Source organism: Helicobacter sp. 11-8110 (assembly GCF_003288905.1).
In the GTDB taxonomy this organism is placed as follows: Bacteria; Campylobacterota; Campylobacteria; order Campylobacterales; family Helicobacteraceae; genus Helicobacter_D; species Helicobacter_D colisuis.
On the sequence record NZ_NHYL01000001.1, the window covers coordinates 203,064 to 225,214 of the forward strand.

The following is a 22,151-nucleotide window of genomic DNA, read 5'->3' on the forward strand; positions in this document are numbered from 1 at the left end:
TTTGAAAGAAACTATTGATTTTAAAAAATTTGCTAAATTTTCCAAACCAGGTCCTCGCTACACAAGCTATCCTACTGCCGTAGAATTCAATCAAGACTACACCTATGATTCTTACATACAAGATTTACAAAAAGATACAAATCCCCTTTCGCTTTATGTGCATTTGCCTTTTTGTCGCAGTGCTTGTTATTTTTGTGGTTGCAATGTGATTTACACAAGTAAAGAAGAAAACAAAACACTCTATTTAGAAATTCTAAAAAAAGAACTACAAATCCTAAAGAATACATTGGATTGCACCAAGGAAGTTTGTCAACTACATTTTGGAGGAGGAACACCTACTTTTTTTCATGCTAAAGAGCTTGAAGTTTTAATACAAATGTTAAAAGAGACTTTTCCAAACTTCCATAACGATGCAGAAATCGCCTGTGAAATCGATCCAAGATTCTTCAACAAAGAACAAATGCAAGTGCTTAAAAATGGAGGCTTTAACAGACTTAGCTTTGGGATTCAAGATTTTAATCCCAAAGTGCAAGAAGCAATCCACCGAATCCAGCCTTTCTCGTTAGTTCAAGATGCCATTAGCATTGCTAGAGATTTTGGCATTAGCTCAATTAATTTTGATCTTATTTATGGATTGCCTTATCAAACACTTGAAACTTTTCAAGAAACTTTGTCCCAATGCCTTAAGCTTAATCCAGATCGCTTTGCGATTTTTAATTATGCTCATGTGCCTTGGATTAAAAAAACAATGAGAAAAATAGATGAGACCACACTTCCAATACCCGAAGAAAAGCTTAATATCCTAAAAAGCACCATACAACATTTACAAGAAAATGGTTATAAAATGATTGGTATGGATCATTTTGCAAAACCTGATGATGAGCTTTTTAAATCCATTCAAAAAGGACAATTGCGGCGCAACTTCCAAGGCTACAGTACCAAAGGAGGGACCCAAACTATTGGGATTGGCTTAACTTCTATTGGAGAGGGCATGGATTATTATGCTCAAAACCACAAAGATCTCCCCTCTTACAAAAAAGCCATTGATTTAGGTATTTTGCCATTCTCCAAAGGAATCAAGCTAAGCCTTGATGATAGGATTAGAAAGTCCGTTATTATGCAGCTTATGAGTAATTTCAAATTAGATTTCTCAGCCATTGAAAAGCAATTTGATATTAACTTTAAAGAATATTTTAGTGAATCTTTAAAGGAATTAGAGATTTTTGCAGTAGAAAATTTAATTACAATTCACAACAATGGTATTGAAGTAAGCCCAACTGGCACTTTGCTTATCCGAAATATTGTAATGGCTTTTGATGCCTATATTAAAAAGTTTAGCCCCAATCAAAAAATCTTTAGCAAAACAATCTAAGGCGTAAAATGAAACATTTTAAGGATTATAATTATTTAAAAACAAGTGATGCCTGCGTTAAATGTGGCAAATGCCTTCCAGATTGCACAATCTTTAATATCAATGGCGATGAAGCTACTTCTCCAAGAGGTTTTATTGATTTATTGGGTGCTTATCAAAGAAAAGAGATTCCGCTTGATAAAAATGCTAAGAATATTTTTGAGACCTGTTTTTTGTGCACCACTTGTGTTAGTGTATGTCCAAATTCTCTCCCAACAGACACACTTATTGAGAATATTCGCTATGAAATTGCCCAAAAATACGGAATTACTTGGTTTAAGAGAATATTTTTCTACCTTTTAAAGCATCGTAAAATAATGGATTTTAGTATGAAATTAGGTGCATTTTTTACACCCTTGCTTTTCCAAAAAACAAGCGATAATCATTCTATAAAACCACGTTTTAAACTCCCCTTTATCTCTAATAGAATCTTTGGAGCCATTCAGACTAAAAGTTTTTTAAATTCCCACAAAGAAAATCTCATTTATAACAAAGACAACCCCAAAAAAGTTGCCATATTCATTGGCTGTTTGGGAAATTATAATTATAAAAGCGTGGGAGAATCGCTTGTATTTATACTCCAAAAGCTAGGGATTAACACAATGATTCCAAAAAAACAAAAATGTTGTGGTGCTCCTGCTTATTTTACAGGTGATTTTGAAAGTGTCAATCAACTCATCATAGAAAATGTCGCCTACTTTGAAAGCTTCATTAATGAAGTAGAGGCGATTTTGATTCCTGAAGCTACTTGTGCGGCAATGATTTTGGAAGATTGGGAAAGGTTTATGGAGAAAAACCCAAACTACAAACAAAGAATCCAAAAATTACTACCTAAAATCCATATGGCAACCCATTGGCTTATGCACAATACAAATCTCAAAGAGTATCTCTCCACTCTTCCAAAGTTACAAGAAACATTCACTTATCACGATCCATGCCATGCCAGAAAAGTGCTTGGTATCTGGAAAGAGCCACGCGAATTACTTTGTCAAAATTACAACTTAATTGAAATGGAAGATTCTAATGCTTGCTGTGGTTTTGGTGGTGTCACAATGCAAACAGAAAAATTCAATCTAGCAAGTAAAGTGGGAAATAAAAAGGCTCAAATGATTAACAAAACACAAGCTAAATATGTTGTAGCAGAATGTAGTGCATGTCGTATGCAACTCAATAATGCTCTCCATCAAGAAAAAGTCAAAACGCTTTTTGCACATCCTTTAGAGCTAATTCAAAAGATTATTAAAGCCTCTGCGATTTAATTTTTTTTAAATTATTTTATATTAGAATTTTGCACTTTATATAAAGGAGTTATTTATGATAGGAAAAAATTTATCCCTTAAGGGTCAGCTTTTCATTGGCTTTGGTATCATTTTGGCTTTTATTATTATCATTGCAGCTACAGGTTATATAAAAATCAAATTTGTAGATAATACACTCACAAAAATCAGTGATGATAATGCGGTTAAACAACGCTATGCAATTAACTTTAGAGGGAGTGTGCATGATCGAGCAATCGCTGTTAGAGATGTTGTTTTATTAGAAGATACAGTTGAGCTTGAAGCAACACTTAATCAAATCAAGAAGCTAGAAAGCTTCTACCGCGATTCAAGTGAAAAAATGGATCAAATCTTTCAAAATCCTGTTATGGTTGATGACAAAGATAAAGAGATCTTAAGTCGTATTAAAAAAGTAGAAAGCATTACGATGCCTTTAATTCGCAATATTATCGAACTTAAAGCAAATGGGGATCTAACAGCTGCACACAATATACTTCTTTCCCAAGCAAGGGGTGCTTTTGTTCAATGGTTAGCAGTTATAAATGAATTTATTGATTACCAAGAATCAAAAAATCAAGCTCTTACTATCAGTGCTAGAGAGGAAATAGGAAACTATCTTAGCCTTGTTTTATGGTTGGCTGGAATCTCTTTTGTAATTGCAATTTTAATCGCTATTTATATTACAAAGCTTATTATTTCATCATTAGGTGGTGAACCAAAAGAAGCAGTTAAGGTAGTTTTAAGTATTGCTAATGGAAATTTAAATACTCCTATTCATACCAATTATCAAGAAAGCATGTTGGCTTCTGTCGAACAAATGCAAAGGAAGCTTAAAGAAATTGTTTCAGAGGTTATGAATTCTTCAAGAGAGCTTAATGAGCGAGCTAGTGAAGTAGCCAATAGTTCTGAAGAAGCAAAAGCTTCCTCTTATAGACAACTCAATAGCTCTGAAGATTCGGTTCAAAAAATTGAAGAAGTTGTTGATGCAGTAGCTTATGTCTCACAAATAGCAAAACAAACAGAAGAAAACTCCGGAATCACTACAAGCCTTTCTAATAAAGGTATTGAAGCAATGAAAACAACTATTAACGAAATTGAGAAAATTACCCAAACCGTTTCCTCATCTTCAGAACATATTCGAATGTTAGAAAAACACTCTCAAGAAATTAGCGGTAGTGCTGAACTAATCAAAGAAATCACCGATCAAACTAATCTCCTTGCACTTAACGCAGCTATTGAAGCTGCAAGAGCTGGTGAGGCTGGAAGAGGATTTGCAGTTGTTGCTGATGAAATAAGAAAACTCGCTGAACGCACAGGTGTTGCCACCTCTGAAATTGCACGCATGATAGAAGTAATTCAAAATGAAACACAAACCGCAGTTGAAGCTATCCAAACTGCTGTTCCACAAGTTGAGAAAGGAATGCAGTTGGCTAATGAAGCAAGTGAGATACTAGATCAAATTAACTCCCAAGCAACCGATTCACTCAACAAGGCAAGAGAGGTAACTAGTGCTGCAGAAAAACAGACTGTAAATATGGAAAATCTTGCCAATGATTTAAAAGAAATTTCTGAAACTTCAAGAAATACGGCTAATTCTATGGAAAATAACACAAAATCTGCCCAAACACTAAAAGAAATTTCATCGATCTTAAAAAATCATATCAATCACTTTAAACTATAAACTTTTTTCTCCCATATTTATGGGAGATTTATAAAATTTCACTATAATTTCATTTTTTAAATCATAAACAAGAAAGGCTAAATTTGCGTAATGTCGCTTTGATACTCTTGGGCGCTGGTGATAGCAGTCGTTTTAAGTCTCAAAAAAGCCCCAAAAAACAATGGTTGCGCATTGATGAGATTCCGCTTTGGCTCAAAGTTGCCAAAGAAGTTACTAGCTATTATCCTTTTAGCAAGTGCATCTTAAGCATTAAAGAAGAAGAAAAAAGATACACACAGAAATATCTTGATTCTTATAATTTGGATTTTATTCTCACCAAAGGTGGAAAAACGCGACAAGAATCATTACAAAATGCTCTTTTAAAAGTGGAAGAGGAATGGGTTTTGGTAAGTGATATTGCTCGATGCAATATGCCAAAAAGTATTTTCACTAAAATACTCTCCTCTACTAACCAATCTGATTGTGTTGTGCCCTATTTAAGTATTCCAGATACCATTGCTTATGATGATAAGACTTTACAATACCTAAAAAGAGAAAAGCTTAAAATCATACAAACTCCACAGCTTAGCAAAACCAAAATCTTAAAAAAAGCCTTACTTAAAGGGGATTTTACTGATGAAAGTAGTGCCATTTCTTCTTATGGCGGCTTGATTACTTTTGTAGAAGGCTCCAAAGAGGGCAATAAGCTTACATACCTTGAAGATTTAAATTCCCTTCCACTTCCCTCACCAAGCCCTAAAAACATTATAGGGTTAGGAAGCGATATACACGCTATGAAATCAGGAAATGGTATTGTCTTAGGCGGAGTTATGATTCCTTGCGAATATCAACTCATAGCTCACAGCGATGGTGATGTTTGCTTACACGCCTTAAGCGATGCCATTTTGGGCGGGATTGGAGCGGGAGATATTGGCGAATGGTTTCCTGATACCGATGATGCCTATAAAAATGCTGATTCTGCACAACTACTACAAAAAATCGCTGATTTCGCTCTAGATGTAGGATATAGCATTAAGCAAGTCGATCTCACTATCTTTGCACAAAAGCCAAAAATTTCACCCTACAAACAAGCTATAGAAAAGCGCATTGCAGAGATTTTGGGTATTCCGCTTTTTTGTGTTAATGTTAAAGCCACTACAACAGAAAAACTTGGTTTTGTTGGTAGAGAAGAAGGTATTATGGTTCAAGCTAATGTTGCTTTAGAATACTTTAATTGGAAAAAATTATTATAATGAGGTTGTTATGGAAATTTTAATTGTAGAAAACGAAGTCTATTTAGCACAAAGCATTGCTTCAAAATTAAGTCACTTGGGCTTTAATTGCGAAATTACTTCAAGTATACAAGAAGCATTAGATCGAGATAAAGCCGATATTGTTTTGTTATCCACAAGTATTTCTGGGCAAAATTTTTATCCCCTTATTGAAAAATTTTGCAATTCAATTATCATCTTAATGATACCTTATATTAATGATGAAACTGTAACACGACCATTGCAAGCTGGAGCAAACGATTATATTGTAAAGCCTTTTATGATTGATGAATTAGTAAGAAAAATTGAACAGCACAATAGCTTTAAGCACTCTCAAAAAGAAATTGCCTTTTATCGCGATTATCTTTGCAATTCTTTATTGACTTCCTCCTATGCTATTAATTCTAAAATTTCATTTCCCCTTATTATTAAGAGCACTTCTCAAAAAACTATTGATATGTGTGTGGCTAATTACGCTATCCACAAAAAACTTCCCATTAATTTTCTTTCATTTTATGAAATTCCTGACTATAACAAATTAATCAAGGCAATTTCCAAGCAGAAGTTAAACTATGTTATTGGCTTTGAAACTCTTTCTAGGGAAAACAAAGAAAATTGCATTAGACTCTTAAAAAATATTCCAATTATTTTCTCATCTCTCAATGGGGATATGTCAGATTTTGCCAATGTTTATGAAATTGAAACCAAAGATATTTCTCAAGGATTCCATGAAGAGATTTTAAGTGTTGATGAGTATGTTAAAGCAATGATTTTAAACTTTGAAGACAAATACCCTGATACAGAATTAAGCAAAAAGCTAGGAATGTCAAGAAAAAGTCTATGGGAAAAAAGAAAAAAATATGGAATCACCAAGAAAAAATAAATCTCTCTTTATAGATAAGGAAGCTTTGTTTGCGCTGTATTTATGCAAAGAAGGACTTTTAGCGCCCATTAATCATCTTATGAATGAAAATGAAATGCAACAGAGCGAAAAGAATCAAATTCTTCCTCTTTCTTTTATTTTAGCTCCCGCTGGAAAACGCAATCAAGAAATTCTACAAAATGTTTCCAAAGGAGAAACTTTAAGTCTCATTTGTGATCATCAAGTGTGTGGTGAACTTGTTGTTGATTCTACTTTTTGTATTGACAAAAAACAAAGACTTATGCAAATCACAGGTGGCGATATTTACTCTAAAAAAGCACAAGATATTTATAAAAGGCTTGGAGATTTTGCAGTTTGTGGAGACTATGAGCTTTATCCTCAAATCACATACCCTATAAACAAAGGTATAAAAGAAACCATTTTGCAAATTAAAAAAAATATCCAAGCTTCTAGTATTACTGCTATGATGCTTGATGTCTCTCCTATTACTCGAATCCATGAGAGAATTTTTCGACTTATTTTAGACGAAAATGAACTTTTAGTTTTATTTTTATTTAAAAAGCAAAAAGAAGACTTACTAAGCTTCCAAATCCGAAAACAATGCTTAGAGTATGTCATAGAAAATTATCTCCCAAAAAATCGTATTATTATTTTCCCCCTTAATGATATTTATCTCTTTGAAGGAACACACGGAATCTTGCTTAATGCAATTATTTCTCAAAACTTAGGTTGCGATAAAATGGTTATCGGCGAAACTCACCCCAATCTCGCCTTTTATTATGAAAAGCAAAAAATATATTCTGTTTTTGATACCACCAAAGAAATCAAAATAAGAATTAAATTTTTAAGTGAATTTGTTTATTGTCAGCAATGCAAAACTATCGTAAGCGTCAAAACTTGTCCCCATGGCAAACACCATCACATTAACTATCACACAAGATTCATTCAAGGTATCTTGCAATCCGGACTTATTCCGCCAACTATTCTTGTGCGCAAAGAAGTTTCAGCAAAAATTCTTGCTTACCTTTTCCCAAATCGTTTTAGCAATCTCATTAAGCAATTTGGAACAATGTTTGCAGACAATGGAATCATCACTGAACAAAACGAGGAAGATTTCTATATCAAGCTCTCTTTACTCTATCAAACTCATTCTCTCAATTAGGACTTTTTCATGCAAGATAAGAATTTCTTTTTACAATTCCAAAATACCAAAGATTTTTTATGTAAAATGTATCTCACCCTTTTTTTTAGCGGTTTAAGCAAAAAAGCTCCCGGCACTCTTGGGACACTAGTAGCACTTCCTTTTGGCTGGGCTATTGCTTATTTTATTGCACCCAGCACTTTATTTTTACTTGCCTTACTTGTAAGCGTGATTGCTATTAAAATAATTGATAACTATGAAAATCAAGGCTTAAATCACGATAGGCAAGAAATAGTGATTGATGAGCTAGCTGGGGTTTGGATTAGTATTGCTATGATAGGACACACTTATTTTGCCCTTATGCTTGCATTTATTCTCTTTCGCATTTTTGATATTTGGAAGCCCTCAATCATTGGTAGAATTGATAAAAATACTAAAGGCGGTCTAGGGGTTATGGGGGATGATTTATTAGCAGGTTTTTTTGCAGGATTATTAGGATTAATTCTTATTAAACTTCTCTCTCAATTCCAAACTTTTGAAAACCTGCTAAAGCTTAGCTTTTAGATTTTTTAAATAATAAAAAAATCTCCAAAACAATAAACAAAAAGATTCCATACAAAAAGTAGCTAATCTTTTTTTCCGAATCTTTTAATATATTTTGTGCATAAAATTGCTGACTTAAGGTGGCTAATTCCAAACTTGTCAATAATCCATTATCCCCTTCTAATGCCACCAAAAGCTTTTGATTATTTTCTAAAAATGCTTCAACATTACGCAAAATAAAAGTTTGATTAGCATCATTTAAAAAACTCTCCATTTTTACCACAAGATTTCCACTTCCAAAATAAATATCATCAAGCGTTGAATTATCTTTATTTTGCACTACCATAGAAACAGCAAAGTCTCTCAAAACATTATGGATTGTTAAAAGCTGATTAATACAAAATCTAAGCTCCATAAAATTTTCGTAATTATTTCGTTTTAAGACATAATTTGTTGCAGCAACTTGCGATAAAAATACTATGCGTTGTGCTAAGAATCTTTGTTTTCCACTAATATTAATATAATACAGCAAAGTATCTTGTTTTTGTGAAATTTCTTTTATATAAAAATAACAATAAACTGCACTGCCACACAAACAACACAAAAGCGCCAAATGCGCTAATAAATTTTTCTTACAATTACCCAAAAATACCCTTTTTATTTCAATCTTAGGAATTGTATCAATCTTAAAAATAATTATCAATAAAATATGATAAAATTAACTTTACATTTATATTTATTAAAGGAAAAACCATGTTTAAACATTGTTTTATGGCTACTCTTATTGGACTTTTATTAGTTGCTTGCGCTCAAAAACAAAACACAATTCAACCAGTTACACTTCAAAAATCTTGTCAAACTCCCATTATTGCTTATCAATTAGAAAATATTAAAATAGGGGAATTTAACGATTTGCAAATTCCAAAAAAGCAAGTTCTCTCTTTAATAGAAAATGCCTTACAAAACAGCGGATGCTTTATAAAAGCCAAGCAAAACACACCAAATATTTATATTCTAGAATCTATTTATGGAAGTATCAATCAACAAGCAAAACAAGGAGGATTTTGGAAATCCACTTCGCATAATACTGCAATCATTGAAGTTTTACTCGCTTTTAGCAATGATAAGGAAACAAGATATTATAAAAGCAAGGCATCTTTTAAAAATACCACCGATAAATTTCTAGGAATCGGAAATGATTCAAATCTAAATCCACCCCATATACAACTAGCCTTAAATAATGCTATTTACTCTGCAATCAATCAAGCAACACAAGATTTTATAAAGCAAAAATAATCCTCACAAATGTCTAGTTTATTGACCTTATATCAATGAGCTAGATTCTTTGTTTTTAAGTTTTTGTTGCATAAGATTTATCGATGTGAAACTTGCGATAAAATTCCTCCAACTCTTTATCACCAAAATCCTCTAATAAACCTTTTTGTTTTAATGATTCTAAAATCTTTATATCACAATCTGTTTCTTTTGGCCACTCACGCCTATAACCATCTGCAATATTTTTATCCGTTGCATCGATGATAATAATATTCCCAAAAATACGAATATCTCGTTTTGAATCAATATTATTAACCACGCGCCACAAAATCATATAAAGATTTTCAAGATCGTTTTTCTCCCAATCAAGCAACACAAGAATCCTCATATGCTTTTGCAAAGCTTGAAACAAAGTTTCATTTAAATACTTTTGCAAACACTCGTCTGCTTTCTTTCTAACCCCAAGCAAAGTAATTGGATTTTTTGTTTCTTTAAAATATTGTCTTAAAATTTCAGCCTTAGGGAAAATCTCCTTTATTTGTTTTAGCAATATTTCATTTTCTAAAATCTCTAATTGAAGATTTTCAATTTCTTTGCCTGTGCAATCAACTCCTAGCTTACCACCCTCTGCAAAATTAGGGGAAGCATGATCAAGCGCATCACAAACCCCCTCGCTAAAAAGGCAATTTTTCACATTAAAACGATTTAAAATATAAGGCACAATCTCTTTTGATTCTAAGCTTGGTGCATCCTCTCCTACAAAAATAGCATGCTTAACAAAACTCATCTGCCCTACTCCCCAAAAAGAGTGCATACTCTGTTTAGCGGCACTTGGGAATCGTGCTTCAATTTTGGCTAAAATTAAATTATGAAACACACCATTTTCTGGCATAAAATAATCTATTAAACTTGGAGTGGTCGTCTGCAAAAGTGGTAAAAAAATCCGCTCTGTTGGATAGCCCAAATATTTATCTTCCAAAGGAGGCTTGCCTACAACTGAAGCAAGATAAATAGGATTTTTCTTGTGCGTAATTGCACTCACTTCAAGCACTGGATAAGGCTCAATAGGCGTATAAAACCCTGTGTGATCTCCAAATCTCCCCTCATCTCTTAGTTCATCAGTATCCACAAAACCCTCAATCACAATATCACTATCATAAGGCACACAAAGTTCATTACTTACGCATTTTACAAGTCTTGCTTTTTGCTTTTTAATAAAGCCATAAAGCATTAATTCAAATATGCCATAAGGCAAAGGTGCAGTTGCACACCAAGTATAGAGCGGATTCCCCCCTATTGCAATACTAACTGGCATTTTTTGATTTGCTTTTTTGTATTCTTCAAAGATTCCAACTGAATCCTTATGAATCTGCCAATGCAATCCTAAATGATTTTTATCATAGACTTGCAAACGATACATTCCAAGATTCCGCACGCTACCATCAAGACTTTGTGTATAACATTGCCCCATTGTGATAAAAGCACCCCCATCTTCACTCCAAGTTTTTAAAATAGGCAAAGATTGCAAATCTACTTCATTGCCAGTCTTAATCACTTCTTGACATAAACTACCACTCTTAATAGCTTTTGGAGACAAATAGCGTAAATTTAAAAGCTTAGGGAGTGTTTGCATTATTTCTTTGAAATTTTTAGGAGGTTTTAATTTTAGCAAAAATGCAAGATCATTTGCAATTTGTCGCGTATCGCCAATTAACAACTCCACACGACTAAAACTTCCAAACAGATTCATCAAAACTGGAATTTCAAAGTTAATCCCGCGTTGTTTATCAATAGGGTTAGTAAAAAGCAATGCCTTAGAATTAGACTTTTTAACTTCCAAATACGCAAGATGGGGAATCTCCAAATTAATATCCAAAGGCTCAGAGATGATTTTAACTTCATTATGTGCTTTTAATAAATCTAAAGTTTGTCGCATTTTTATCTCCTAATTTCACTTCTTAATTAAAAAGCTATCAAGGTTTGTTTAATCTCACCATTATCCAATGCTTTGAGTTTAAAAGCTTCTTTGCAAAATCCATTTTCCAACTCAAAAACAACCATTTGAAAAATACTAGGAATCCCCTTGCCTTCAGGAATCCTAAGACGATTTGGCACACCTGTCAAAAACTTTTCAATAGGTTCTTGCATTTCCATTCCAATCACACTTTTTCTTGCTCCACTCATACCCACATCACTCACCCCAAAAGTCCCCTCAAAAATCTCCAAATCATCAGTCCCAACATGCGTATGTGTCCCAAGAATTGCGCTAATTTTTCCCTTTAGCATCATAAACATTGCGCGTTTTTCACTTGTTGCTTCAGCATGAAAATCAACAATAATATTCTTAATTCCCTCTTCTTGCAAAGATTCTACAACTTCTTTAGCACAAACAAAAGCATTATCGCATTGCGGCATTCCAAAACTTCCCATAAGATTTAACACCGCAAACTTCTCTTCTTTTATTTCTCCTTTATAGATTCCACTTCCCATTACACCTTTTGGATAATTATGCGGACGCAAAATCACTGAATCATCTTGAGATAAAAGTGGAAAAATATCTTTTTTATCCCAAATGTGATTCCCGCTTGTAAAAATATCCACTCCATAGCCTTGAAGTTCCAAAAAAGTTGAAACACTCAAGCCAAATCCATGACTAGCATTCTCTCCATTAGCTATTACGCAATCAATTGCATATTTTTTTCGCACTTCACCCAAATAATCTCCAACCAATCTCCGACCAACTTTTCCTACAATATCTCCAATAAATCCAAAACGCATTTATCTATCCCTTTAACTACTTCAAATATTCCATAACCGCTTCTAAAATATCTTCTTCATCTTTGCTTTTTGCAACGATAGTTTTTTTCTCACCCTTTGAATCCATAAAAGTAATATTTTGCTGATAATTTAAAACACTCACAATATCACGCATTCTAGCTTTAATTTTAATAATAATTAAACCAATAAATTGTTTTGTGTAAATATCCAAACTTCCAAATCTCTCTTCAATCTCTGATTCTATACCATAAACTGCGCTTTCTTCCTCGCATCTTGATAATCTGCGATATATCTCTAAACGCAATTTCTCTGAAGCAATCAACTCGGGATTTAAAAATGCTGTTACACTTAACTTCACATCAATATTAGTCTTTTCTTCTTTTACATTTCCGCTTAACTGATAAATAGCTTCTTCTAGCATTCTTAGATATAAAGAGTAACCAATATTTTTTATATGCCCACTTTGAGCCTCACCAAGCAAATTACCCCCACCTCTTATTTCCAAGTCATGATAAGCCAAAGCGCCACCACTTCCCAAATACGCATTTTTTTCTAGCGCCATTAAGCGTTTTTGTGCTTCTTGAGTGATTTTATTTGAATCTTCAATCAAAAAATAACAAAATCCCTCTTTACTGCCTCGCCCTACACGCCCCCTTAGCTGATGCAAATCCGCAATCCCAAAACAATCACTTCTATCCACCAAAATCGTATTTGCATTAGGAAGATGAATTCCTGATTCAACAATAGAAGTGCAAAGCAAGAGATTAAATTCTCCTTTTGCAAACTCCATAATAATATCTTCAGATTCTTGAGCTGAAATTTGCGAATGTAAAATAGCAATCTTTAAATGCGGTATTACACTTAAAACTTCTTCTTTTCTTTGGTTAATAGAAGTGATATTATTATGAATATAAAACACTTGACCTCCGCGTCTTAATTCCCTTAAAACCACTTCCTTAAGCAATGAATCACTATAAGTTTTTACAAAAGTTCTTGTAGGCAATCTCTGACTTGGAGCTTCTTTTAATTCACTCAAACCCTTAATGTGTGAAAGTGCCATATTAAGTGTTCTTGGAATAGGAGTAGCAGACATTGAAAGCAAATGAATATTTTGACTTATTTCTTTAATTCTTTCTTTTTGCTTCACTCCAAATTTATGCTCTTCATCCACCACAATGAGAGCTAATTTTTTAAAAACTACGCTTAAAAGCGCGTGAGTTCCAACAACAATATCCACACTCCCCTGCTTTAATCCCTCTAAAATAGACTTTTTCTCTTTGGCGCTAACATATCTATCTAGCCTTGCCATTTTCACACCAAAGTTTTCAAAACGAGCTTTTATTGTTGAGAAATGCTGATAGGCTAATAAAGTCGTTGGAGCAATAATAGCCGCTTGATAGCCACTTAAAAAACAAGCCAACATTGCATTCATAGCTATTTCTGTTTTACCAAACCCAACATCCCCACTTAACAATCTATCCATCACTCTACCACTAGAGAGATCCTTAAAAATTTCTTGGATAGCTTGACTTTGATCTTTTGTATAAACAAATCCACTTTGCCCTTGAAAAACTAGAATCTCTTCTTTATTAGTATCAATGATAATCCCATCAATCAATTCTCTTTTAGCTGCTAGAGCAATGATTCCATTAGCAATAACAAAAAGCTTTTCTTTGATTTTTTCTTTAAGCTTTACAAAAGAACCCTTGCCTAGCCTATCAAGTATCGGAATGCCACCATCTGCAATATACCGATCAACCCTATCTAAATTTTCAACAGGCAAAAGTAATTTATCTTCACCCAAATATTTTAGCTCAATAAAATCCCGCGTTGCGCCAAAAATATTAGCTTGAATGATTCCATTAAAAACTGCCACTCCATAATCAATATGCACAACATAATCCCCAGTCTTTAATTCATCAATTAAAATTTTATTAGGGCGCTTTTTAGTTTGTTTTTGTTGAACATTGAGTGAGAGTATTAATTCCTCTTTACCTAAAATCCAAACCCCATAATCTTTTCCCAACACAAATTCATAATCTTTATGCTCACTAGGCGTGATTCCAGCTTGTCGCACTAGCGCTTCAGTTTTGGCTATTAGCGTGATTTTTTTGTGTTTATGAAATTCCAAAAAGCTCGGAATATTTCTAAAAGCGTATTCAAAATCCTCATAATTTTTACTAATTTCTAGACTTGAATGCTCTAAGATCTGATGTAACAAACCTTGATTCTGCTCCTTAAATTCCAAAAGCTCATTAAGTAAATTTTCTAAATTGGGCGCTTTAATATAAGGATATTCTTCTAAGAGATTCTGTGTGCCTTCCACAAACCAAAGCCCATATGAAGCAATACTATTCCCCTCAAGCTGCAAAGCATTTTGCAAATGCGATTCTTCTATTTTTTTAACAAGCTTTTCATAAGTTTCTTCATTGAGATTAAAGAAAGCAGGTAGAATCTCTATTTGTTCTAATTCTTCTTGTATGCAAAGTTGTGTTTGCACATCAAAAAATCGCATACTCTCAATCTCATTATCAAAAAGAGAAATGCGAATGGGATTTTCAAAATTAGGCAAGAAAAGATCAATAATATCACCCCTTATTGAAACTTCTCCTTTGACTTCAACAAGCTCCACAAACTCATAGCCAAAATATAATAACTTCTCTTGAAATGACTTAAGCTCTAAACATTCTCCAAATTCAACACTAAAACCCTCTAACAATTCTAGTTTTGGCATAGGATTAAGCAAAGTTTGCAAAGGCGTTAGCAAGATTTTTTGCTCTTTTGATTCATAAAACCTTTTAAGCGTTTTAAAAATCTCGCCAAGCTCATCTTGATAACTTCTTAAATCCTCTCCAAAAACTGCCCTAAAATCCTCTAATACATAAGAATCAAAGCCCAAAAAACTAGCAACATCCGCCATTCTTTGCGCTTCATTTTTATCCTTAGCTAAACCAATCAATCCCTTAGAATAAGTCTTAGCAAAACCATCTTTTTTGGCTTTTAAAAACTCATAAAAGCTACTTTGAACCAACTACATTCTCAACTTTTTTGGAAATATCATTGTGTGGCTTATTTTTTTCAAAAGCACTTCTAATTTCATTATTTTTGTGTGTAATGCTATGCCCAACAAACTCACCTGTTTTTTCAATTATAAGTTCTTTAGCGTTGATTTCTCCATCAATTCTACCTTGAGGTAGAATCTCAACAATACTGCACTCACAATTCCCCATTAACTTTCCGCTAACTACCAAATGTTCGGCATTAATAGTGCCATTTACATTCCCACTTTTGCCAATAACGATATTGTTCTTAGTAATAATGCTACCTTCTAACTCACCATCAATATGCAAATTGCACTCACTAACAATATCTCCCTTTATTCTTGTGCCCTGCGCAATAATACTGGTGTTTCCCGAATTTCCGATAGTTTGTTTATCATTGTTAGCAAAGATTGCCATTTTATGTTTTTCTCCTTTTCAAAAATTTGCGTATAATCACGCATAGTCCATTCTATAAATGGTTTTGGATCTAAATCTCTCCCTAAATAGCGAATTTCATAATGCAAATGCGGACCGGTGCTTCTCCCAGTATTACCCGAATAAGCAATCAACTGCCCTCGCCTTACAAACTCACCCCTTTTTACAACAATTTTACTCAAATGTGCATAAAAAGTCTTAAAACCAAAAGAATGTTCTAATTTTACCATAATTCCATACCCACCATTATAACCTGTCCCCGTAAAATCAGCCACCCCATCAGCAGGTGCATAAATAGGTGTTCCAATTGGCATTCCAAAATCAATACCCGTGTGAGAGTGAGAGCGCCTAAGAATTGGATGTAATCTTGTTCCCCAAGCAGCTGTGATGCGATAATCTCCCTTAAGTGGAACACCATTTGGGATAAGTTGCATTACAAACGCCTTTTGAGCACCTGTAATACTAGCCAAATCAACTCTTTCTATCAAACTCAAATCTCTTTGGCTAGTTTGCTCCCCTAGTCCAACAATTCCTTCTAAATCCTCAATCTTATCAGAAACTTTTACTAATTCTTCAGTTTTTTCATCAATTAAAGCTTGTAATTGCTCATTTTTTTCATTGATTTTTAAAAATTCTTGCTGCATTAAGTCACGCTTATTTTTAATTTGTTTAACTTCGTTTAAAAGTAGCCTAATAGAAATAGCACTAAAGAAAAAAACAGCCACAATAAACAAAACAATATACAAGATAATCTGCTTAACATACTGATGAATATTGTACTGCTTAGAACCAGCAATATCTGTAATTGTTACTACAAAGCGATTCTTTATTGCCATTGCTATCTTCTTTTTAAAAACTCTGCGACCACACAAAAAGATCCACACACAAGGTATTTTTCATCTTTTTTAATGTTGCAAAAATCTGTAAATTCCAAATCTAATCCTCTTAAAATATCTTCTAGTTGCATTTTTGGAATCCTACGCGAACTTGAAATTTCAATAATCTCAACACGCTTAATAATAGGCTTTAAAATTTTTAAAATCTCTTTTGGATTCTTATCAAGATAGGAATTATAAACTAAAATATATTTTTCTTTACTAAAATTTTTCAAAATCGCCCTAGCACCATTTGGATTATGCAAAACATCAACCCAGATATTAGGTGCAATCTGCTGTGCCCTACCTTGCAAATCCAACGACTTAAGCTCTTTAAGATTCATATCAAACCCTAGGGCTTTAAATCCAGAGTATGCTAATGCTAGATTTTCTTCTTGGAATCTCGCATAATGATGTTTTTTGCAATATTCCTTAATAGATGGTGAAATACTTTGAATATCTAAAATTTCTAATTCTATTTGTTTTTCTTGAGCAATTTTTTGTGCAATCTTAATTACTTCAAAATGACTTTGAATCCCCAAAATTGCTTTTTTTGCCATTGCATTAAGTTTAGTTTTTGCAATAGATTCCAAGCTCTCTCCTAAAAACTCTTGATGATCTATATCAATAGCACTAAAGAGTGTTAAATCCCTTTTAACGCAAGTTGTTGTCGAATCAAACTCCCCGCCAAGTCCAGCTTCTAGCACCAAATAATCACACTCACCAAAAACTTTAAGGGCTAAAAAAGTTAAAATCTCAAAATAACTAGCCTCCTTTAAAAGTGTTAAATCAAATTCTAAAAATGCATTTTCTAAAGTTTCTAGTGTAATATTTTTTCCATTACGCCAAAAGCGCTCTTCAATACTAAATAAATGCGGAGAAGTAAAATGCCCCACATCAAGCCCTTGTTGATGAAGCATTAGTGCTAGAAACCTCCCTGTGCTACCCTTACCATTTGTGCCAACAATATGTATTACCTTAGGTTTTAAAAAAGGAATCTTAAGAGTTTCTAAAATCTTTGGAGCGCGTTTAGGATCAAAAGGAGCGTATTCAACACCCTTTTTTTCTAAAAATTTTTTTAACTCATTCATCACCAATCACACCTTGAGTGTTTTTGGATTCTTGAAAATCCGCTAAAAGTTTCATTAGCATATATTCCAAACTTGTCTGATTAGATCGTTGCAAAACTTGCGCACTAAGCTTAATTTTAAAGTGCATTTGCTGATATGCAAAAATGCTCTTTTTAACTACCAAGTCCAAATTTTTAATAAATTCAATCGCATCATTCTTTTGACTATCCAACAAACAAGCTACAAACTCTTCCCTACCATAATATGAAATCCAATCACTTGGACCGCTGTATTCTTTTAAAAGTCTTCCTAAAATGGATAGAATCTTTTTCCCAGCCTCACTGCCAAAATCCTCTACAATCTTATCATAGCCCACAACCCCAAAAACTACTAATGCGTAGTTTTTATCTTGCCTGCAAAATGCTTCTTCTGCAAATCCCAAAACTTTTTGCATTCCCTCTTTGCTAACCAAAGTTGTCATCGAATCTATAGGCAAAGAACTTGCTTCTTGATATTTTATTCTTTCTTTTGGTGAGTTTTTAATTTCTTCTTGTTGCGAAATTTTTTGTATAACAAGCTCTTGGTTTAAAATTTTCTCCAAGTTTTTTAATAAATATTCTTCTTTGAAATTTTGTGGAAATTTTAGAAACTCTTTCACTTCTCCCTGCCATTCCTGAAAGGCTTGATTATTGATTTTAAAATCACTTAAAATCTCTAATACACTTTTATTTTTTTGGACTTCTAGACCTTTTTTTAATAATTCATTCCATTTTTCTTTCCAAGTCTGCATAATCTTAGGATTAGATTTGTCAAATTCCAAAAGCTGACTTTTAGCAAGTGAAGAGATAGACTTTTCAGGATAAGTCGCCAAAATACGCAAAAGAATTTTGATAATTTCCACATAAAGCGCAAAATTTTTCTTATAAAAATACATATGATTTAATGCCACAATCAAATGAATCGTTAATTCATCTTTATTTCTAAATTCTTTATTAGCTAAATTGTCTCTAACTTCTGCATCAATTTTTTCTAACATATTTTTTAAGCTAATATAATCCCCATAGGATTTTAAACCCATTTTTTTGGCTTGTCTGCAAAAATAATCAGTGTAAGCCTCTGGCGTAGGATCACTGCCCTCTTGCATCAATTCTTTCAAAGCTTCTTTAGCAATCTTTTGAATTATCTGCATTAAAAAGTCTCAATTCCCACTTGCGAAATAAACCCATCAAGTGCTTGAATCACTGCCTCATTAATCGCTTCCATACGAATAGAATCGGTGATATTAGATGAGTTTCCAAGTGAAAAATTATAATAGCCCTTTTTGCTAAAAATTCTTGTGCTTTGTGTATAGCGATTAGTATATTTAAAGCGCACATTCACTTCACAGCGATAAAAGGTTGCAAATCCAGTTTTATTCTCTGCTAGAGTATGAAACAATACATTTTGCAATTCCACTTCCACCACCGAATCTGCTTCTTGCTTATCCACCACTCTACTATGAAAACGCTCAAAAATACTTCGCGAAACAGAATCTTTTAACTCCACACTATTTTGAGGATCTCTTAAGCTGATTTTAACTTCTACAAATACTTTACCACCAAGCGCTTTATTGGCTTGGTGAGCGATAGGCTGATAACCGCACCCCGCCAAAAATACACAAACCACTAAGAACAAAAAAAGCTTTTTCATTTTACTGCACGACAAAATTTACTAACTTATTTGGAACTACAATTTCTTTTATAAGTGTCTTACCCTCAAGCCATTTAGATACTTTTTCTCTAGCAAGCGCCAAAATCTCCTCTTTAGAAGTTTCCAAATCCACTTCAAGCTCATCGCGACGTTTTCCATTAATAGTGATTGCTAAAGTAATTGAATCTTCTTTTAAAGCTTCATTATCCACTACAATAGTTTGAAAATTTTTTAAACCAAAATACTGCTGACTTAACTCCCAACAAATATGTGGAATAATTGGCTCTAAGATATTCAACAAAATAAAATATCCCTCACTCCAAATTTCTCTATTTTCTTGCTCACTTAAAGCATTGATTGCTTCCATACAAGCAGCAATTAGGGTGTTAAAAGCATAGCCATTTTCATGCACAAAAGTTTCATTAGATTTTTTTAAGGCTTCATAGACTTTTTTTCTAGCATATTTTTCTGCTTTAGAGAGCTTAGCAGTATCAATCTTTGGAAGCCCTTGCACAGAATCAATGTTCTCCACTTTTGCACACAACCGCTTAATAAATCTAAAAGATCCCTCCAAAGCAGAATCATTCCATTCTAGCTCTCTTACAGGCGGTGCTGCAAAAAGAATAAAAAGTCTAGCCGTATCTGCTCCATAAGTATCAATAATCTCTTGAGGATCAACTACATTGCCTTTAGATTTACTCATTTTAGCACCATCTTTAGTTACCATTCCTTGCGTTAGCAAATGCGAAAAAGGCTCACTAATATGCGTATATCCCAAATCCCTTAAAACTTTAGTAAAAAATCGCGAATACAGCAAATGCAAAATTGCGTGTTCAATACCCCCAACATATTCATCTACACTCATCCAATATTTTTCATCTTCCAAACTAATAGGCGTTTTATCGCGCAATTGCTGTGGAGTGGTATAGCGCAAAAAATACCAGCTTGATTCCACGAAAGTATCCAGAGTGTCTGTCTCTCTTAGAGCCTTTTGACCACATTTAGGACAAACACAATACTTCCAAGTAGAATGTTTATCAAGCGGATTTCCTTCTCCATCGATAATAACATCTTCTGGCAATGCTACAGGAAGTTTGTCCTTGCTCTCTGGTAAAATACCGCAAGCCTCACAATGGACAAGTGGAATAGGAGTTCCCCAATATCTTTGCCTAGAAACTCCCCAATCACGCAATTTAAAATTCACCACAGCCTTGCCTAGATTCTGTGATTCAAAGCTTTTAATAATCGCCTCTTTAGCCTCATTGCTTTCCATTCCGCTATATTCTTTAGAATTTATTAATTCCCCACTCTCACAATAAGGCAAAGGTGCATTAGGATCTTTTTTATCTACAATCACTTGCTTAATAGGCAAATGATATTTTTGTGCAAAATCAAAATCTCTCTCATCGTGCGCAGGAACACTCATAACCGCACCACTTCCATAATCCATTAAAACAAAATTAGCCACCCATAATGGAATCTTCTCTCCACTTAAAGGATGAATGGCAAAAATCCCCAAAGGCACACCACATTTTTCTTGCTGTGATCGCTCTCTTGCAGAAGTATTTTGCATTTTAAGAATCTCATCTTTAGCTTCTTGACTCAATCCATCGCTCTCAAGCATTTTTTTAACCAAACTATGTTCAGGCGCCAAAGCACAATAGCTTACACCAAAGATTGTATCAGGTCGCGTTGTAAAAACTTCAAATTCCTTAATACCTTGACATTCTTGTTCTAATTGAAAACAAAAGCTCAATCCTTGAGATTTTCCAATCCAATTGCGCTGCATTGTTAGCACTTGATTAGGCCATTTGCCATCCAAGCTCTCTAAATCTTGCAATAATTCTTCTGCATAATCTGTAATTTTAATGTAATATTGATACATTTCCTTTTGGATAACTTGCGTATCACAACGCCAACACTTACCCTCAATCACTTGCTCATTAGCCAAAACCGTTTGATCATTAGGACACCAATTTAAATAGCCTTTTTTACGATAAATCAATCCCTTTTCCCACATTTCTATAAAGAGCAATTGCTCCCATTTAGAATATTCTAAATCACAAGTCGCAAGCTCACGAGTCTTAGAAAATGAAAAACCCAGAGAATAAAGTTGCTTTTTCATATGTTCAATATTGCTATAAGTCCATTGTTTTGGGTGAGTTTTATTTTTAATCGCAGCATTTTCAGCAGGCATTCCAAAGGCATCCCAACCAATGGGGTGTAGCACATTATAGCCTTGTTTTCTTAGATTCCTAGCAATTGCATCACTAATACAATAATTTCTTACATGCCCCATATGGATATTTCCACTTGGATAAGGAAACATACTTAAAATATATTTTTTAGGCAGACTTTTATCTTCTTTTGGTTCATACTCACCGCTATTTTCCCAAAAATTTTGCCATTTTTTTTCAATCCCTTTTGCATAATATTCCATTGCTAACCCTTAATTAAAATCGTTGTAATTTCTTATGCTCTCAATAGCCACAAATACAATTGAAACAATATTAGCCACCAAAGCACCAAGAGCCAATGCTATAGCAACATTAATATTATTTAGCACTTGCATATAAATAAAAGCCGGAATCAAATGCAAATCCGCTACAAGAGAGGCTGCCATAAGTTCAGCAGACATATAATTTCTTACCCCAACTTTCAAAATGGTAGAAATAATATTTACACCCCCAGCAATAAAAAGCATTATGATATTTTGCTCGCACAAAAATCCTATGGTAGAAGTCAAACTCATTAATATAAAAAAGACATAAATTACTTTTCCCCAGTCCATCTTGATACCTC

At 33.6% G+C, this 22,151-nt stretch carries 19 protein-coding genes; 8 read left to right on the top strand and 11 right to left on the bottom strand.

Annotated elements, in window-relative coordinates:
• Position 1: 1 nt before the first annotated feature.
• From hemN to CCY98_RS00990, 7 genes are all read left to right on the top strand, one after another.
• Positions 2-1,372 (top strand): oxygen-independent coproporphyrinogen III oxidase, encoded by a 1,371-nt coding sequence (gene hemN / locus CCY98_RS00960; protein WP_112056739.1) that lies wholly within the window; start codon positions 2-4, stop codon positions 1,370-1,372.
• Positions 1,373-1,380: 8 nt separating this feature from the next.
• Positions 1,381-2,670, top strand: coding sequence for a (Fe-S)-binding protein (locus tag CCY98_RS00965; RefSeq protein WP_112056740.1), 1,290 nt, complete (start codon positions 1,381-1,383; stop codon positions 2,668-2,670).
• A 55-nt stretch (positions 2,671-2,725) separates the two neighbouring features.
• Positions 2,726-4,369 (top strand): methyl-accepting chemotaxis protein, encoded by a 1,644-nt coding sequence (locus tag CCY98_RS00970; protein ID WP_112056741.1) that lies wholly within the window; start codon positions 2,726-2,728, stop codon positions 4,367-4,369.
• A gap of 83 nt (positions 4,370-4,452) precedes the next feature.
• Entirely contained in the window at positions 4,453-5,601 is a 1,149-nt protein-coding gene (locus CCY98_RS00975; RefSeq protein ID WP_112056742.1) for a bifunctional 2-C-methyl-D-erythritol 4-phosphate cytidylyltransferase/2-C-methyl-D-erythritol 2,4-cyclodiphosphate synthase, read from the top strand.
• A 10-nt stretch (positions 5,602-5,611) separates the two neighbouring features.
• Positions 5,612-6,502: a response regulator gene (locus CCY98_RS00980; protein WP_112056743.1), complete on the top strand. Its 891-nt coding sequence runs from the start codon at positions 5,612-5,614 to the stop codon at positions 6,500-6,502.
• Positions 6,480-7,664 (top strand): sulfate adenylyltransferase, encoded by a 1,185-nt coding sequence (locus CCY98_RS00985; RefSeq protein ID WP_112056744.1) that lies wholly within the window; start codon positions 6,480-6,482, stop codon positions 7,662-7,664. The genes CCY98_RS00980 and CCY98_RS00985 overlap by 23 nt, the downstream gene beginning before the upstream one ends.
• A 9-nt stretch (positions 7,665-7,673) precedes the next feature.
• Positions 7,674-8,207, top strand: a complete 534-nt coding sequence (locus tag CCY98_RS00990) for a phosphatidylglycerophosphatase A (protein WP_112056745.1) — start codon at positions 7,674-7,676, stop codon at positions 8,205-8,207.
• Here the strand turns inward: CCY98_RS00990 and CCY98_RS00995 are convergent.
• The gene (locus CCY98_RS00995) at positions 8,197-8,832 is read right to left on the bottom strand and encodes a hypothetical protein (protein WP_258437782.1); all 636 of its coding nucleotides are present in this window, start codon (positions 8,830-8,832) and stop codon (positions 8,197-8,199) included. The two genes, CCY98_RS00990 and CCY98_RS00995, sit on opposite strands and share 11 nt — an antisense overlap.
• Before the next feature lie 107 nt (positions 8,833-8,939).
• On the opposite strand from CCY98_RS00995, the gene CCY98_RS01000 reads away from it, so the two are divergent.
• Positions 8,940-9,482, top strand: a complete 543-nt coding sequence (locus tag CCY98_RS01000) for a hypothetical protein (protein ID WP_112056746.1) — start codon at positions 8,940-8,942, stop codon at positions 9,480-9,482.
• 55 nt (positions 9,483-9,537) lie between these two features.
• On the opposite strand, the gene CCY98_RS01005 is transcribed toward CCY98_RS01000, so the two are convergent.
• From CCY98_RS01005 to CCY98_RS01050, 10 genes are read right to left on the bottom strand one after another with little or no spacing between them, the layout of a single operon-like run.
• Complete coding sequence (locus CCY98_RS01005) at positions 9,538-11,397, bottom strand: menaquinone biosynthesis decarboxylase (RefSeq protein ID WP_112056747.1); 1,860 nt, start codon at positions 11,395-11,397, stop codon at positions 9,538-9,540.
• Positions 11,398-11,423: 26 nt separating this feature from the next.
• The gene (locus tag CCY98_RS01010; protein WP_112056748.1) at positions 11,424-12,239 is read right to left on the bottom strand and encodes a TIGR00282 family metallophosphoesterase; all 816 of its coding nucleotides are present in this window, start codon (positions 12,237-12,239) and stop codon (positions 11,424-11,426) included.
• Between the two features lie 16 nt (positions 12,240-12,255).
• Positions 12,256-15,270, bottom strand: a complete 3,015-nt coding sequence (gene mfd, locus CCY98_RS01015) for a transcription-repair coupling factor (protein ID WP_112056749.1) — start codon at positions 15,268-15,270, stop codon at positions 12,256-12,258.
• Positions 15,257-15,697, bottom strand: a complete 441-nt coding sequence (locus CCY98_RS01020) for a polymer-forming cytoskeletal protein (protein WP_112056750.1) — start codon at positions 15,695-15,697, stop codon at positions 15,257-15,259. Before CCY98_RS01020 ends, mfd begins: the two co-directional genes overlap by 14 nt.
• Positions 15,616-16,545 (bottom strand): M23 family metallopeptidase, encoded by a 930-nt coding sequence (locus CCY98_RS01025; RefSeq protein ID WP_112057069.1) that lies wholly within the window; start codon positions 16,543-16,545, stop codon positions 15,616-15,618. Before CCY98_RS01025 ends, CCY98_RS01020 begins: the two co-directional genes overlap by 82 nt.
• 8 nt (positions 16,546-16,553) lie before the next feature.
• On the bottom strand, positions 16,554-17,681 hold the full coding sequence (locus CCY98_RS01030) for a Mur ligase family protein (protein WP_112056751.1): 1,128 nt from the start codon (positions 17,679-17,681) through the stop codon (positions 16,554-16,556).
• Entirely contained in the window at positions 17,674-18,849 is a 1,176-nt protein-coding gene (locus tag CCY98_RS01035; protein ID WP_112056752.1) for a diguanylate cyclase, read from the bottom strand. The genes CCY98_RS01030 and CCY98_RS01035 overlap by 8 nt, the downstream gene beginning before the upstream one ends.
• Positions 18,849-19,349: an LptE family protein gene (locus CCY98_RS01040; RefSeq protein ID WP_112056753.1), complete on the bottom strand. Its 501-nt coding sequence runs from the start codon at positions 19,347-19,349 to the stop codon at positions 18,849-18,851. Before CCY98_RS01040 ends, CCY98_RS01035 begins: the two co-directional genes overlap by 1 nt.
• 1 nt (position 19,350) lies before the next feature.
• Complete coding sequence (leuS, locus tag CCY98_RS01045) at positions 19,351-21,789, bottom strand: leucine--tRNA ligase (RefSeq protein WP_112056754.1); 2,439 nt, start codon at positions 21,787-21,789, stop codon at positions 19,351-19,353.
• 9 nt (positions 21,790-21,798) lie between these two features.
• Positions 21,799-22,140, bottom strand: a complete 342-nt coding sequence (locus tag CCY98_RS01050; RefSeq protein ID WP_112056755.1) for a DUF6394 family protein — start codon at positions 22,138-22,140, stop codon at positions 21,799-21,801.
• Between the last annotated feature and the right edge of the window lie 11 nt (positions 22,141-22,151).